This window comes from Shewanella oncorhynchi (assembly GCF_030848765.1).
GTDB classification, from domain to species: Bacteria; Pseudomonadota; Gammaproteobacteria; order Enterobacterales; family Shewanellaceae; genus Shewanella; species Shewanella oncorhynchi.
The window spans coordinates 3029157-3043882 of record NZ_CP132914.1; the positions used below are offsets into that span (position 1 = coordinate 3029157).

Here is a 14726-nt window from a genome sequence, read left to right on the forward strand (position 1 = left end):
TTATCAATTCACTTAGGCCTATGGTATAAAACGACTAAAGTAATCCTAAGGAGCTATTATGTTCGTTGTTATTTTTGGCCGTCCAGGCTGTCCTTATTGCGTTCGTGCTGTGCAATTATCTGAGCAACTCGTTGAAAAACGTGATGACTTTAAGTTCAGATATGTCGATATCCATGCAGAAGGCATCTCTAAAGCAGATTTAGAAAAAACTGTCGGTAAGCCAGTTGAAACCGTACCGCAGATTTTTGTCGATGAGAAGCACATAGGTGGCTGCACAGATTTCGAGCAATATGTTCGTGAAAACAATCTGTTAGATTAAGCGTTATAGATATGTGATCCGCTTAATGCAAAAGGAGACCTAAGGTCTCCTTTTTAGTCTTTATCACAACCCAGTGAGATTAGAGCTTTCCATAAATAGTGCTCGGTACATGAACTGCCTAGAAAGCCCCCTTGAATCCAGCGCACCATTGTCATCATCACGGCACATAATGTCAGCTTTAATATATCAAGATACGTTTCTTTTTAAAGATGCCGCATTAGTCGAACTTGCTAATGCCAATAATTATGTTAGAAAAATATTTTGCAGTGGAATAAGTAAAACGAAGGTATTAAATTCGGTACTCAGTATTGGAGTAAATTCGGTACTCAGTATTGGAGTTTAACGTGGGACATTCAGGGGGAAATTCGAGAGATATACAGCTGAAGAAATAAGTGGTGGGTCGTGAAGGATTCGAACCTTCGACCAATTGGTTAAAAGCCAACTGCTCTACCGACTGAGCTAACGACCCATCTATTGTCTATTAAAACTGTTACGCTGATTTATACACTTTCAGTAAAGTGGTGTGTCATGAAGGATTTGAACCATTCGACTGATTGGTTAAAAGCCAACTGCCCTAGCTTTATAAAAAAAGCGACTGAGCTAACGACTCATCTAAGTATTGCGATAAAACGATTCACTTAGTGTGGCATTCATAATGCAGATAATAAGTGGTGGGTCGTGAAGGATTCGAACCTTCGACCAATTGGTTAAAAGCCAACTGCTCTACCGACTGAGCTAACGACCCATCTAGTGTTGCACTGATTTATGCACTTTCAGTAAAGTGGTGTGTCATTAAGGATTAGAACCATTCGACTGATTGGTTAAAAGCCAACTGCTCTACCGACTGAGCTAACGACCCATCTAGTGTTGCACTGATTTATGCACTTTCAGTAAAGTGGTGTGTCATTAAGGATTAGAACCATTCGACTGATTGGTTAAAAGCCAACTGCCCTCGCTTTATAAAAAAAGCGACTGAGCTAACGACCCATCTGGTGTTGCACTGATTTATACACTTTCAGTAAAGTGGTGGGTCGTGAAGGATTCGAACCTTCGACCAATTGGTTAAAAGCCAACTGCTCTACCGACTGAGCTAACGACCCATCTGGTGTTGCGCTGATTTATACACTTTCAGTAAAGTGGTGGGTCGTGAAGGATTCGAACCTTCGACCAATTGGTTAAAAGCCAACTGCTCTACCGACTGAGCTAACGACCCATCTAGGTATTACGATAAAAATGTTCACTTATTTTAGCATCAACAATGCGAATAATAAGTGGTGGGTCGTGAAGGATTCGAACCTTCGACCAATTGGTTAAAAGCCAACTGCTCTACCGACTGAGCTAACGACCCATCGAGGTATAACGCTGATTTATGCACTTTCAGTAAAGTGGTGGGTCGTGAAGGATTCGAACCTTCGACCAATTGGTTAAAAGCCAACTGCTCTACCGACTGAGCTAACGACCCATCTGGTGTTGCGCTGATTTATGCACTTTCAGTAAAGTGGTGTGTCATTAAGGATTAGAACCATTCGACTGATTGGTTAAAAGCCAACTGCCCTAGCTTTATAAAAAGCGACTCAGCTAACGACCCATTGTACTACTGGCTATCTCATTAAATACCACTAACTTATTCTATTCATTAGAGTAAGTGGTGGGTCGTGAAGGATTCGAACCTTCGACCAATTGGTTAAAAGCCAACTGCTCTACCGACTGAGCTAACGACCCATTTACTGGTATTTCACGCCCCGAACGACCTCGCCGCTCTGAGGGCGCCTATAATACCTTTTTCATCTTCTCATGCAAGCGCAAATTCCCAATTTTTTGTCGTTTGCATGAAAAACAGACTAAGAGTATGTTTTTTAGTTAATTACGCTTTAATTGCAGCCAGTTGCTGCTGTGCAATGCGTGCTGCGGCACTGTTTGCGTAATCTTTGACAACTTGTTGGTAGTATTGCATCGCACCAGCTTTATCACCGGTTTTCTCGGCGATCATGCCAAGCTTCACTAAACTATCGCCACGTTTATTAGAATCACTAAAACGATCAACCACAGTTTTGAAGGCTTGTTTGGCTTCTGCAAATTCGCTCTTATTAAATAATAGCTGTCCTAACCAATAGTTCGCATTCGCGGCATACACAGAGTCTGGGTATTGTTTGATAAAAGCACGGAAGGCAGGAATGGCATCGTCATACTTACGCTCTTTTAAGACTAAGTTAACGGCATTTTCATAACTTGCAGTTTCACTTAAACTACTTGCGGCAGCATTAGTCGATACCACAGAGGGGATTGATGTCGCTGCAGCTGCAGGTGCGGCAGATGCCTTTGAGGATAAATTAGCAAGCTCATCATATAACTGACGCTGACGCTCTTGCATCTGCTCAATCTGATAATTCTGTTGTTCGGTTAAACCGCGTAAATCAAGAACTTCCTGCTGCAGTGTATCAAGACGACGTTGCATCTCGAGCTCACTTTGTTGTCTCGATTTTACAATACGTTCGATACGAGCAAGTCTGTCATCACCCGAACCACCAGCAATATCTTCCACAGGAGCAGGCGCTGCAACTGCAGCGCCCGCACCAAGGAACATTGCCGTAATTAAGACGGCACGTTTCATTGTGTTACTCTCCGAGATTCAATCTTAGTAAACTAAAACTGCACGACGGTTTTTGCCAAAACCTTCATCAGTGCGAGAAAAATCAAGTGGTTTTTCTTCGCCATAGCTGACTACGCTCATTTGGCTTGGCTGTACGCCCATACCTTGTAGGTATTTAGCAACGGCTTTAGCACGACGTTCGCCCAGAGCAATGTTGTACTCAGGAGTGCCACGCTCGTCCGCATGACCTTCAATCAGTACGCGCACACTTGGGTGCTCAACTAAGTAAGTACCATGAGCTTCTAATACTGCGGCGAATTCAGTTTGAACTTCACTGCGGTCGAAATCGAAGTAAATGATGTGTTCTTTTCTCAACTCTTCTAACTGCTGACGTTGCTGCTCTTCAGATGACAACATAGCACCCACACCACCAGTTTGAATGCCACCATTCAGTTCGCTACCTGAACCGTTTGTTGAGCCCATTGCATCAGTTTCTGATTCTGAAGTTGAGCTACATGCACTAATAGCCATAATTGGAAGTGCTACCAACATAGCTTTTAACAACTTATTCAGATCCATTACGTGTTCCTTATAAAATTAAATGTGATTAAATCAAGGTATAACATTAGAGAAACGGAGACCAAGAAGGTGATTTCACCTCGCCTTGACCCACGGGTAATCTCGCTTTAAAGCGTCCATCCGTAGAAACAGCTGCTAATACTTGCTTACCTTGGTGTGTAGTGCCATATATGACCATAGTACCATTAGGCGCCACACTTGGGGATTCATCCAAGCGTGTAGAGGTTAGCACCTGCATAAAACGCGTATTTAAATCCATACGCGCAATATTAAACTTACCGTTAGTACGGTTAACAAAAATCATACTACGTCCATCTGGCGTAATTGAACCGCCAAGGTTCCATTCACCTTCAAATGTTTCACGACTCACTTTACCTGAACTTAACTCTACGCGATAAATTTGCGGTCTACCACCACGTTCAGAGGTGAAAATCAACGACTTCCCATCAGGATACCATGATGGTTCAGTATCGATAGCATAGTGATTGGTAATACGCTTAATCGCTTTTGTCGCAATATCGATAACATAGATCTCAGGCTGACCATCCTTAGACAGCGTCACAGCCAAAGATTTGCCATCAGGAGAGAAAGCCGGCGCACCGTTAATACCAGGGAAAGAGCTCACTTTAGTGCGCACTTGGGTATAAAGGTCTTGTACGAAAATCTCTGCTTTTTTATTTTCAAAGCTAACATACGCCAAACGACGCCCATCAGGCGACCAAGTAGGTGACATTAATGGCTCAGGTGAGCGCAGTAACATTTGCTCGTTAAAACCATCATAGTCAGCAACCATCAACTGATAAGGTGCTTTTTGAGTATGATTGACCACGACGTAGGAGATCCGCGTTAAGAATGCACCGCGAATACCGGTTAACTTTTCATAGACGATATCGCTAATTCTATGACCATATTGACGAAATTGCGCTGCTGAAATCACAGTTTGGCGACTGTCCATCAAAAATTCTGTAGCGCTGACTGAGCCTTTCAATGCTTGGTTTTGTGCTTTAACTAAATCGATTAAATCAAAACTCACCAAATACTGATCGGTTCCGTAAGGTTTCACAGTACCTAACACCACAGCTTCTGCGCCAACGCTAGACCATGAACTAGGTTGAAACTGAGCCAAAGCACCAATATTGCGCTGAGGTAGTCCGAGCTCGTCTAAAGGTTTAAAGGTACCGCTACGAGCTAAGTCAGACATCACCACATCAGCAATCGCTTGTGGCGGTGCGCCAGGACCTTGCCATACAAAAGGCATCACAGCGATGGGACGCGCTGCGTCAACACCTTCTGTGATCACAATATCCAATGCCGCTTTCGCGGGGGTGGCGCACAGCAGAACTGCCAGTGCTAACCATTTTGCCAATATTTTCATGGTGCTCCTTTAATTAAACGTTGGTTCAACGATTAAGTTAATTTCTTTCATCAAGTTATAAACCGCAGGATCCGGAGACACAGGCAGTTTGCCCGCTTTCAAAATCGCCGCTTTTGCTGCACGACAAACGTTGGGATCACCACCTTTTGTTTGGCTGCTGATCACAAACCCATCATTCGCTAAACGCACAGAGACAGTACAAGTCTTTCCACGCATAGATTCATCCACTACCAAATTACGTTGAATAGTTGATTTTATCATTGCCTGATACTTACCGACTTCACTCTGCATCTGCTTATTCATGGTTTGCGACAGCGCCGCTTGCTCAGCCGCTAATGCATCAGCCATTTCCTGCTCTTGATCGGCAAGGGCTTTAGCATCCGCTTTAGCTTTGGCATCTGCTTTAGCTTTAGCATCTGCTTTAGCTTTAGCATCTGCTTTAGCTTTAGCATCTGCTTTAGCTTTGGCATCTGCTTTAGCTTTGGCATCTGCCTCCGCTTTAGCTTTAGCTTCCGCATCTGCTTTTTGCTTACGGTCAGTTTCAGCTTTCACTGCAGCAGCTTCTTCAACCTTACGTTTTTCAGCGGCTTTTTGTGCGGCGTCTTCAGCAACCTTACGCTCCTGCTCTTTCAGCTTACGGTCGGCTTCGGCTTTGACCGCCTTTTCCTTTTCCTGCTGCTGTTTCACCTGGGCTAATTTGGTCGCTTCATTGGCTTTTTGAATCTCAATTTCCTGCTGCTTACGTTCTTGCTCTAGCTGTTTAATCTGAGCTTGTTCGCGCTCGCGTGCCTGTTTCGCTTCTTGAGCTTTGCGTTCAAGCTCGGCTTGACGTTCTTGCTCACGGCGTTCAGCATCACGCTTTTCTTGCTTAAGTTTCTCAACTTGATTAGCCACTTTTTGCTGATCAACCATAACCGCTTTGATTGCTGGTGCGCTAACTTGTTGCATAGGCTCAGGTTTGTGAGAAAAATCTATTCCTAATGCCAGAATAATTATCACGCCAATATGAATACCCGCTGAAATTGACAGAGGTAATGTTACATCTGACTTATCTGCCACCTATTTCTCCTTGGGTGAATCCGTCATCAAACCGACTGATGGCACGCCAGCTTGCTGCAGTGTCACCATCAACTGAATCACTTTATCGTAAGGAATATTTCTATCGGCTTTAACCACAACAGGACGCTCAGGTTCAGTCACGATAAGTGCAGCTACTTCCGTTGCCAATTCTTCCAAATCCATAGGCACATTCGTTGAACCGCCTTTATTGAGGAAGTAATCACCGTCACCATCAATTGAAGCAACAATGGGCGGCTTACTGTCATTGGGTAACACTTCTGCCGCCCCTTGAGGCAGCTCAACTTTGACCCCTTGGGTCACTATGGGTGCTGTTACCATAAAAATAATTAACAGCACGAGCATGACGTCGATATAAGGCACAACGTTGATTTCAGCAACGGGGCGACGACGTTTGCGCTGATAAGCTGGTTGCATTATGCCCCTTCCTTCTCACTGTATGCTTGGCGATGCAAAATGCTGGAGAACTCTTCCATAAAGTTTGCGTAAGCCATTTCTAATTTATCGACTTGAGTCGAGAAACGGTTGTACGCAATTACCGCTGGAATTGCAGCAAATAAACCCATAGCCGTTGCAATCAAAGCTTCAGCAATACCGGGGGCAACCATAGCTAAGGTCGCGTTTTCCATCGAACCAATAGCGATAAAAGAATTCATGATCCCCCATACCGTACCAAATAAACCGATATAAGGGCTAGTCGAACCAATCGTTGCTAATAACGGTAAGTTCGCTTCTAACTTTTCCATTTCGCGAGACAAGGTCACACGCATAGCTCGCGATGTACCATCCATGACGGCATCGGGCACTTTGCTATTTAATTTATTCAGGCGTGAATATTCCTTAAAGCCAGTCACAAATAATGACTCTAAACCGCTATTATCTGGACGAGATGATAATTCTTTATACAAACGGTTTAAATCAACACCTGACCAAAATTTGTCTTCAAACTTCGCCGATTTACTTTTTGCGGATGTCAGTAAGCTACGGCGTTGTAAAATCACCGTCCAAGACATCACCGACAAGCAAAGTAAAGTGAACATAACAAATTTCACTAATAAACTGGCTTGTAAAAATAACCCAACAATCGACATATCAGCTTGCACTGTCAAACTCCTGCACAATATTTAAGGGAATAGCTCGGGGACGCATACGTGATAGCGCAACACAAACAACCAGCACTGTGCCTTCACAATAACAGTCTCCCTGTTTATCGACCAAGCGTTGATGAAAGATCAACGAGGCCTTTTTCAACTCTATGACCTTAGTTTCAACAATAAGGTTCTGTTCAAAACGTGCTGCTTTGCGAAAATCGAGTTCCGCACGCTTTACGACAAAAGCGGTGTCGTCGGCTAATAACGCAGTCTGACTCACGCCAAGGGCTTTTAGCCACTCGGTTCGCGCGCGCTCAAAAAAGTTGAGGTAGTTCGAATGATAGACAACGCCACCAGCGTCGGTGTCTTCGTAATAGACTGAAATTGGCCAATGAAACATCATTTGAAAATAAGCAAATTTTGGTTGAAAAATTGACGCTTACTATACCTAGGGAAACAAGACTTGTGAATGACCCGATGAAGATATAGATAGGAATAGCGCGGGTTTCAGATGAATAGGGGCAATTGTAAAAGAGAATGGGGTCAAACGACCCCATTTTATTAACATAGTTAGTTATTTTGCGATAGCTTGTGGCAAGGTTAAGCCAAAACTCTGCCACAAGAAACTGTAGATGTCGGCAAATTCGTCGATCTTCATCGCCGTGGGCTTACCCGCTCCATGACCAGCATTTGACTCGATACGCATAATGACTGGTTTATTGCCCTGCTGTTTCTCCTGCAGCATGGCCGCAAACTTGAAACTGTGTAATGGCACAACACGATCATCATGATCCGCAGTCATTACCATAGTCGCAGGATAAGCTTGCGCTTTTACATTGTGATAGGGCGAATAAGCCAATAGCGCAGGGAATTGCTCTGCTTTATCAGCACTGCCGTATTCACTCGTCCAAGCCCAACCAATAGTGAACTTGTGGAAACGCAGCATATCCAACACGCCCACCGCAGGTAATACGGCAGCAAAGAGTTCAGGACGTTGAGTCACCGCAGCGCCCATCAACAGACCACCATTACTGCGGCCATAGGCACCGAGTTTAGAGCTGTTGGTGTATTTTTCGCTTACCAGATATTCCGCAGCAGCAAAATAGTCATCAAACACATTTTGCTTTTTGTCGAACATCCCCGCTTGATGCCAGCTTTCGCCATACTCAGCACCGCCACGTAAACTCGGCACGGCATAAATGCCACCCATGTCTAACCAAGCGATATTGGCAGGGCTAAAACGTGGTGTCATCGAAATGGCAAAACCACCATAGGCATAAAGTAATGTCGGATTTTGACCGTTTTTCACTAAGCCCTTTTTATAGGAGAGCATCATAGGCACACGCGTACCGTCTTTGCTGCTATAGAAAACCTGCTCAGAAACATAGTCATCGGGATTAAACGAGACTTTGGGTTTAGCAATGACAGTTGAACCACCAGTTTTAAAATCAAACTTATAGGTGGTTTCAGGCTGAATATAACTATTAAACACATAATAGAAATAATCTTTGCTGGCTTTACCAAAAGGCCCTGCCACATTGCCAAGACCAGGCAATGCCACATCTTGACGCTTCTGACCACCCATACTGTAAATCGATAATTGACCTAACACATCATGTAAATAACTCACCACTAAATGGTCATTAATAATGGCGACATTATTAATCGGATCTTTAGACTCAGGAATAATCGTTTGCCATTGCGATTTATCACTATTGCGGGTGTCAATCGCAATCACTTTACCATTAGGCGCCTCTAAGTCGGTTTTGAAATAAAACACTGAACCATCATTACTGAGAAACTCATATTCAGCTTCTAATTTGAGGATCAATTCCACCACTTGGGATTTAGGCTCAAATAACGATTTATAGAAGAAACGATTACGCTTATCCGTACCTTGAGAAATCGACAGTAATAAGTATTCACCTTTCTCAGAGACATCAATGCCAAAGCCCCAATCTTTATTCTGTGGACGCTCATAAATCAATAGATCTTGATGTTGGTCTGTGCCTAATTTGTGGTAATACACTTTTTGGTTAAAATTAACGTCAGCTAAGACATCCCCCCCTGCTGGGGCATCATAACGGGCGTAGAACACACCTTGATTTTCTTTATCCCACACTGCGCTAGAAAATTTAATCCATTTCAGTTCATCGGCCAGTTTCTTACCGGTTGTGATATCAACGAACTGCCATTGCTGCCAATCTGAGCCAGAATTTGAAACACCATAAGCTAAAATTTTACCGTCATTACTCACAGCAACGCCGGATAAGGCAACAGTACCATCCGCAGACAGTTTATTTGGGTCAAGAACAGGCTTTTCAACACCATCTAAACCTTTAACATACAAAACCGATTGCGCCTGTAGGCCATCATTGCGGTAGTAAAATTGATTGTCGCCGTTTTCAAACGGAGCAGAGACTTTTTCGTAATTCCAAAGTTCTGTAATACGTTCGACCACAGCTTGTTTATTGGGGATCTTAGCGAGGTAGGCTTGACCAAAGTCTTGTTGTTCTTTTACCCACTCTTCAGTTTCAGGCGTATTGGCCTCCAGATGACGATAAGGGTCGGCCACTGCGACACCATGAATGGTTTCGACGAGGTCATCTTTTTCAGTAACAGGGTAAACGAGTTTAGTTGCGCTTGCCTGCTCAGTCGAATTTTGCTCAGGTGCATTGCCACTTTGGCAGGCACCGAGTGCCATCCCCAATGTGGCCACTAACAAACCTTGCTTTGCAAGGCGAAATCTTAATGCCATCGTGTTGTCGTCCTTCTTATGGTTTCGGGCTTAAGGCCTTTTCAGCAAGTACTATACAAGCAAAAAAAATCATGGCAATGGCGTAACTTAATATGAAGTTTTTTAAGCTGTATCGTGAATTTAACAAAATAGCAGCAAGGATAAGCTTATTGAAGTGTATTATTATGCATTAATAGTGAGTTATAAGTTATTAATCAAGGTAAATAGTGACTTAAGTGATATAAATCACCTTTGTAGCCATTAGAATTACTAATGTTTATGGGCAATTTTTCTCGTTTGTGTTACAACAGGTTTCCCAATAGAATGTGCTTGTTTTCAGGAGATAACTGCTTGCAGATATCGAAAACAAAGAACTTTTAAACTGGTGTGTTCCCAACACTTCAGTTTCTTTTCTGGTTCTTATGCTTGACTTCCTTCCTTCAATTTGTTGATTGCAAATGCATTATTTTTGCGGCCCGCTTAGTTTAAGCGGGCTTTTTTTTAGCATTTCAAACACAATCCTGATTATTGCAACGGCCAAGTTTTATACTTCATCTATATTACTCGTACTTATCCCACTCTCGCTTTCTGCAGTACTTGTTGAGGTGGATATGTCATATCTACAAATTAAAAAATCTCATTATTTTTACCCATACGCGCAAATTGAGCGAATCATTCGATTAAAGTGGCATACTGCCTGAACTCTCCTTCTTTTAAAAACGACAATGCCAAGTCATAAACTTGGCATTGGAAAACACTTAAAACCTAGGTAAAACAAACACTACAAAGGTTTACTGATCCGTATAACAACACGACGGTTACGCGCCCTTTCATCCATTTCATCATTGGAAGCCACGTGACGACGCTCACCATGCCCAAATGTGACAATACGATCTTGAGGAATACCACTGGCAACAAAGAACTCTTTTACAGACGCAGCTCGTGTATCCGACACTTTCTGGTTTACTGAACGGCCGCCATAGCTGTCGGTATACGCATCCACCAGCACTAACTCTACCAAGGGATCATAGGCTAAATATTCTTGCACCCGAGACAGTTGTTGCTGGGAGAAACGAGTTAAATCGGTTCCGCCTTCATCGTAATTTAATACAGTAAAAGCGATATCTTCAAAGCTATAGGGCAATAAATGCGCTAGACAAGCTTTAAACTCAGTATATTTACGGCCAAAATTAGCTGAAGACAAACCCACAGCTATCTTATTCGACTCGTTATACCAATCAGCATAGTAAAACGTTGGTTCCATACCGCGACTCAACTCTGCCAACATAGACCAAGCTGCACGCTTAGGCACTTCACCGTTAAAGTACTTTTGATAATGTAATGACGTGATCTCTTTCGATACCACACCAGGACGCCACTGCGGCGCGCGGCTAATTAATTTCGCCTGCGTCACTTGATCAGGTTTTACCCACATATCTAAGGTAAAAGTCATATTCTGCTGTTTACCCGCTTCACTGGTAAAAATTGCTTTACCGTAAGAAGGAATATCATGCTCAAGGCGACAGACGATGGGAGTATTTTCACTCACTCGCCACTGGGAATCACTTAAAGAGGCGACATAATGGCGCAACTCTGCCATTGCAGTTGCTGGAACGCATAAAATTGATACTAATATCAGTTTTCGCCACATAGCCTTTACTCATGTTTAATCGGTTACATGGCTTTATCGGCAAACTATTTAGTTCCTTTAGCTCATAAAACCACCAATCAAGCATGACACACCCCAACACATTTAGCATAATAGCGCCCTGTGAATTTTCTTGAGTACTTTATGAGTGACATTTGCGACGCGAACAAATTGAAATACCGATTTCGAGGCTACTTTCCCGTAGTTATTGATGTCGAAACTGCGGGCTTCAACTCTCAAACCGATGCGTTGCTAGAAATTGCCGTCACCCTACTAAAAATGGACAATGAAGGTGTGATAGGAATCGATAAAACCCTACACTTCCACATTGAGCCCTTTGAAGGTGCAAATTTAGAACCCGAAGCGTTAGCATTCAACGGTATTGATCCCACTAATCCGTTACGGGGAGCGGTGAGCGAGAAAGAAGCCTTTTTAGAAATCTTTAAAGCCGTGAAGAAAGCCCAAAAAGCCTCCGACTGCCATCGCAGTATCATAGTGGCGCACAATGCGGCATTCGATCATGGTTTTGTGAGTAAGGCGATAGAACGTTGCGACTTAAAACGCTCGCCGTTTCATCCTTTTGCCACCTTTGACACAGCTACGCTTGCCGGACTCGCCATTGGTCATACCGTACTTGCCAAGGCATGCATTATGGCGGGTATTCCCTTCGATAATAAAGAAGCCCATTCGGCGCTATATGATACCGAACGTACTGCGGAGCTTTTTTGTCACATAGTGAATCGTTGGAAATCATTAGGTGGCTGGCCGTTACTGGCCGTGGATGCGCAGGATGCAGAAAGCGGTACTGTGGAATAAATTGAACAGTTAACAATAGATCTTCAGCAATGAAAAACAAAAAAGCTGCCATTGGCTAATGCCGATCAGTTAAGACAGATCGCTTGACGATCTCGCTGAAAAGATCAAAATCCGATGACCTCATGTCATCGGATTTTTTTATGCAACTCTCAGAAGCACTCGCCCGTACTCATATTACCCGCCTAACCGAATTCACCTGCTTAGCAGATGTGTTAGAACCTGAGTTAATTCAATCTTGCCTAGACTCTCAGGGCGTTGCGACGTTAAGACGGCGTAAATTGCCGATGGACGCGATGATTTGGGCCGTTATCGGAATGGCTTTGTTCCGAGGGGAATCTGTTCGGTCACTCATCAACAAACTCGACATTGTTTTGCCGCAAGAGATTGATTATGTTGCACGCAGCGCCGTGACTCAGGCGCGTAAACGATTGGGCAGTGAGGTTATTAGAGAAGTATTTAGTCGCAGCGCCAATACCTGGCACGCGAGAGCTGAACATCCTCATTGGTGCGGCCTTAACTTGTATGGTGTTGACGGTGTAGTGTGGCGGACACCCGATAGTGTCCAAAATCAAGCCGCCTTTGCGCGTACCGCAAACGCTTCAGGCGAAGCTGCTTATCCGCAAATTCGCATGGTTTGCTTGATGGAATTAAGCAGCCATTTGTTGGTCAACAGCGCCTTTGATTCGGTTGCCGAAAATGAAATGAACTTAGCATCCCAGCTCATTCCTAGCATTCCCAATTACAGCCTAACCCTATTTGACCGAGGATTTTACTCGCTCGGCCTGTTACACGCTTGGCAGCAAGCGCAACCTGATAGCCACTGGTTGTTGCCATTGAAGAAAGGCACTCAATATGAGGTGGTGCGAACGCTAGGAAAGCATGATCAGTGGGTGAAACTCACCACTACACCTCAGGCCAGAAAGAAATGGCCGCAGCTGCCTGAAACTCTTGAAGCGCGTTTATTGACTAAGACAGTGAAAGGTAAGCCAGTCGCCATTTTGACCTCGTTGACAGACCCGATGCGTTACCCCAGCGAAGACATCGTCGACTTATATGCCCATCGATGGGAAATAGAACTGGGCTACAGAGAGATGAAGCAACATCTACTGGAGAGCCGTTTTACGCTCCGTAGTCAACTACCGGAGCTGGTGACTCAAGAGTTATGGGGCGTGCTACTGGCCTATAATCTCATTAGATATAAGATGTTGCTGATGGCTAAAAGCTTGCCATCGGTCCACCCCAATCAACTGAGTTTTCGAGATGCGGCGAGTTATATCATCTTCAAGTTGACACAACTGTCATCACAAACACCGGGGAATGTCCCGAGAGACGTATTGGATATAGAACGAAATGCACGGCAATTTAAGCTGGATGGTAAGCGGGAAAGGGCATATCCACGAGTTCTTAAAATGAGCAAAAACAAGTTCCCGGTTAGACCAAAGAAAAATGCCGTTCACTCTTAAGTGAACGGCATTATGCCATTGGCAGCTTTTTTCATTTAACAGGCGACTATGATTAGAAAAGTACTAATTACAGTGAGCTTGCGTTTTCAGACAGGTAAGCAGCAACACCTTCAGTGCTTGCATTCATACCTTTATCGCCTTTTTCCCAGCCAGCAGGACAAACATCACCGTGCTCTTCATGGAATTGCAGTGCATCGATCATACGTAGCATTTCATCAACGTTACGGCCTAATGGCAGATCGTTAACGACTTGGTGACGAACCATGCCTTCTTTGTCGATCAAGAATGAACCACGGAAAGCCACACCCGCTTCTGGATGCTCAACATCGTATGCTTTACAGATTTCATGTTTAACGTCAGCCACTAGCGTGTATTTAACTTGGCCAATACCGCCTTTTTCAACTGGGGTGTTACGCCATGCATTGTGGGTAAACTGAGAATCGATAGACACACCAATCACTTCTACGCCACGCTTAGTGAACTCTTCCATACGGTGATCAAAAGCGATCAACTCTGATGGGCAAACGAAAGTGAAGTCAAGTGGATAGAAGAATACGACGGCTGGTTTGCCTTTGATGGCTGCAGTCAAGTTAAAGCTATCAACGATTTCGCCAGAACCTAATACAGCTGCAGCAGTAAAATCAGGAGCCTGACGGCCTACTAATACGCTCATTTTATATCTCCATCTATGAGTTGAACTAAGTGTAAGGCAAGATGCCTTCTAGCCAGTATGTTCTCAACCTAGGTCAAGTTAAATCCTTACTGATTAAAAGGTGTTCTTACCAATCAAATCCTTAGGCATTATAAGTCGTGTGCTGTGCCTTACAACCTATTTAAGACCAATATCACATTTTTCAAGGGTATTTCCGTTTTGCCTGACTAAGGATAGAGCAATCTGTGTATCCAGTGTGCGGAGCAATCCACATTCAGCTAACAGACAAAACCCTGCATGATCACATTTTCAGATATTTTTCAGATAAGCCCTCGGCAAACTGGACATCCACTGCCTTTGCAGTCGAAAATAGCTCCTT

The 14726-nt window shown here is 43.8% G+C and carries 13 protein-coding genes and 10 tRNA genes; 3 read left to right on the forward strand and 20 right to left on the reverse strand.

Annotated features, from left to right (window positions below):
* Positions 1-58: 58 nt before the first annotated feature.
* Entirely contained in the window at positions 59-319 is a 261-nt protein-coding gene (locus RA178_RS13655; protein WP_028760344.1) for a GrxA family glutaredoxin, read from the forward strand.
* A 393-nt stretch (positions 320-712) separates the two neighbouring features.
* Here RA178_RS13655 and RA178_RS13660 read toward each other — a convergent pair.
* The 19 genes from RA178_RS13660 to motY form a co-directional block, all read right to left on the reverse strand.
* Positions 713-788: transfer RNA gene (locus tag RA178_RS13660), tRNA-Lys, on the reverse strand.
* Positions 789-838: 50 nt separating this feature from the next.
* Positions 839-929, reverse strand: a tRNA-Lys gene (locus RA178_RS13665).
* A 59-nt stretch (positions 930-988) separates the two neighbouring features.
* Positions 989-1064, reverse strand: a tRNA-Lys gene (locus RA178_RS13670).
* A 37-nt stretch (positions 1065-1101) separates the two neighbouring features.
* A tRNA-Lys gene (locus tag RA178_RS13675) sits at positions 1102-1178 on the reverse strand.
* Positions 1179-1215: 37 nt separating this feature from the next.
* Positions 1216-1306: transfer RNA gene (locus tag RA178_RS13680), tRNA-Lys, on the reverse strand.
* A gap of 37 nt (positions 1307-1343) precedes the next feature.
* Positions 1344-1419: transfer RNA gene (locus RA178_RS13685), tRNA-Lys, on the reverse strand.
* A gap of 37 nt (positions 1420-1456) precedes the next feature.
* Positions 1457-1532: transfer RNA gene (locus RA178_RS13690), tRNA-Lys, on the reverse strand.
* 59 nt (positions 1533-1591) lie between these two features.
* A tRNA-Lys gene (locus RA178_RS13695) sits at positions 1592-1667 on the reverse strand.
* Positions 1668-1705: 38 nt separating this feature from the next.
* A tRNA-Lys gene (locus RA178_RS13700) sits at positions 1706-1781 on the reverse strand.
* A 184-nt stretch (positions 1782-1965) separates the two neighbouring features.
* A tRNA-Lys gene (locus RA178_RS13705) sits at positions 1966-2041 on the reverse strand.
* Positions 2042-2183: 142 nt separating this feature from the next.
* Positions 2184-2930, reverse strand: coding sequence for a tol-pal system protein YbgF (gene ybgF, locus RA178_RS13710; RefSeq protein WP_028760345.1), 747 nt, complete (start codon positions 2928-2930; stop codon positions 2184-2186).
* Positions 2931-2954: 24 nt separating this feature from the next.
* A complete protein-coding gene (gene pal, locus RA178_RS13715; protein ID WP_028760346.1) occupies positions 2955-3488 on the reverse strand; it encodes a peptidoglycan-associated lipoprotein Pal in 534 nt (177 codons plus the stop codon).
* Between the two features lie 46 nt (positions 3489-3534).
* Positions 3535-4863 carry a Tol-Pal system beta propeller repeat protein TolB gene (tolB, locus tag RA178_RS13720; RefSeq protein WP_173496539.1) on the reverse strand — a complete coding sequence of 443 codons (1329 nt, stop codon included), beginning with the start codon at positions 4861-4863 and terminating at the stop codon, positions 3535-3537.
* Positions 4864-4872: 9 nt separating this feature from the next.
* A complete protein-coding gene (gene tolA / locus RA178_RS13725; protein WP_173245435.1) occupies positions 4873-5922 on the reverse strand; it encodes a cell envelope integrity protein TolA in 1050 nt (349 codons plus the stop codon).
* Positions 5923-6357 carry a protein TolR gene (tolR, locus tag RA178_RS13730; RefSeq protein WP_113938780.1) on the reverse strand — a complete coding sequence of 145 codons (435 nt, stop codon included), beginning with the start codon at positions 6355-6357 and terminating at the stop codon, positions 5923-5925.
* Entirely contained in the window at positions 6357-7043 is a 687-nt protein-coding gene (gene tolQ / locus RA178_RS13735; protein WP_028760350.1) for a protein TolQ, read from the reverse strand. Before tolQ ends, tolR begins: the two co-directional genes overlap by 1 nt.
* Entirely contained in the window at positions 7033-7434 is a 402-nt protein-coding gene (gene ybgC / locus RA178_RS13740) for a tol-pal system-associated acyl-CoA thioesterase (protein WP_006081251.1), read from the reverse strand. The genes tolQ and ybgC overlap by 11 nt, the downstream gene beginning before the upstream one ends.
* 171 nt (positions 7435-7605) lie before the next feature.
* Positions 7606-9789, reverse strand: coding sequence for a prolyl oligopeptidase family serine peptidase (locus RA178_RS13745; RefSeq protein WP_306682299.1), 2184 nt, complete (start codon positions 9787-9789; stop codon positions 7606-7608).
* A gap of 760 nt (positions 9790-10549) precedes the next feature.
* Positions 10550-11419, reverse strand: a complete 870-nt coding sequence (gene motY / locus RA178_RS13750) for a flagellar protein MotY (RefSeq protein WP_263199126.1) — start codon at positions 11417-11419, stop codon at positions 10550-10552.
* Between the two features lie 141 nt (positions 11420-11560).
* On the opposite strand from motY, the gene rnt reads away from it, so the two are divergent.
* Together rnt and RA178_RS13760 are read left to right on the forward strand one after the other, a co-directional pair.
* Complete coding sequence (rnt, locus tag RA178_RS13755; protein WP_105252848.1) at positions 11561-12232, forward strand: ribonuclease T; 672 nt, start codon at positions 11561-11563, stop codon at positions 12230-12232.
* Positions 12233-12372: 140 nt separating this feature from the next.
* Positions 12373-13695, forward strand: coding sequence for an IS4-like element ISSba6 family transposase (locus tag RA178_RS13760; RefSeq protein ID WP_259216148.1), 1323 nt, complete (start codon positions 12373-12375; stop codon positions 13693-13695).
* A gap of 67 nt (positions 13696-13762) precedes the next feature.
* On the opposite strand, the gene RA178_RS13765 is transcribed toward RA178_RS13760, so the two are convergent.
* Positions 13763-14368 (reverse strand): peroxiredoxin C, encoded by a 606-nt coding sequence (locus RA178_RS13765; RefSeq protein WP_006081247.1) that lies wholly within the window; start codon positions 14366-14368, stop codon positions 13763-13765.
* Between the last annotated feature and the right edge of the window lie 358 nt (positions 14369-14726).

Coding starts and splice junctions, on each gene's coding strand:
- RA178_RS13760 (WP_259216148.1), top strand. CDS start 12,373: ATGCAACTCTCAGAAGCACTCGCCCGTACTCATATTACCCGCCTAACC.
- motY (WP_263199126.1), bottom strand. CDS start 11,419: ATGTGGCGAAAACTGATATTAGTATCAATTTTATGCGTTCCAGCAACT.
- tolB (WP_173496539.1), bottom strand. CDS start 4,863: ATGAAAATATTGGCAAAATGGTTAGCACTGGCAGTTCTGCTGTGCGCC.
- pal (WP_028760346.1), bottom strand. CDS start 3,488: ATGGATCTGAATAAGTTGTTAAAAGCTATGTTGGTAGCACTTCCAATT.
- ybgC (WP_006081251.1), bottom strand. CDS start 7,434: ATGATGTTTCATTGGCCAATTTCAGTCTATTACGAAGACACCGACGCT.
- RA178_RS13655 (WP_028760344.1), top strand. CDS start 59: ATGTTCGTTGTTATTTTTGGCCGTCCAGGCTGTCCTTATTGCGTTCGT.
- tolR (WP_113938780.1), bottom strand. CDS start 6,357: ATGCAACCAGCTTATCAGCGCAAACGTCGTCGCCCCGTTGCTGAAATC.
- rnt (WP_105252848.1), top strand. CDS start 11,561: ATGAGTGACATTTGCGACGCGAACAAATTGAAATACCGATTTCGAGGC.
- RA178_RS13745 (WP_306682299.1), bottom strand. CDS start 9,789: ATGGCATTAAGATTTCGCCTTGCAAAGCAAGGTTTGTTAGTGGCCACA.
- RA178_RS13765 (WP_006081247.1), bottom strand. CDS start 14,368: ATGAGCGTATTAGTAGGCCGTCAGGCTCCTGATTTTACTGCTGCAGCT.
- ybgF (WP_028760345.1), bottom strand. CDS start 2,930: ATGAAACGTGCCGTCTTAATTACGGCAATGTTCCTTGGTGCGGGCGCT.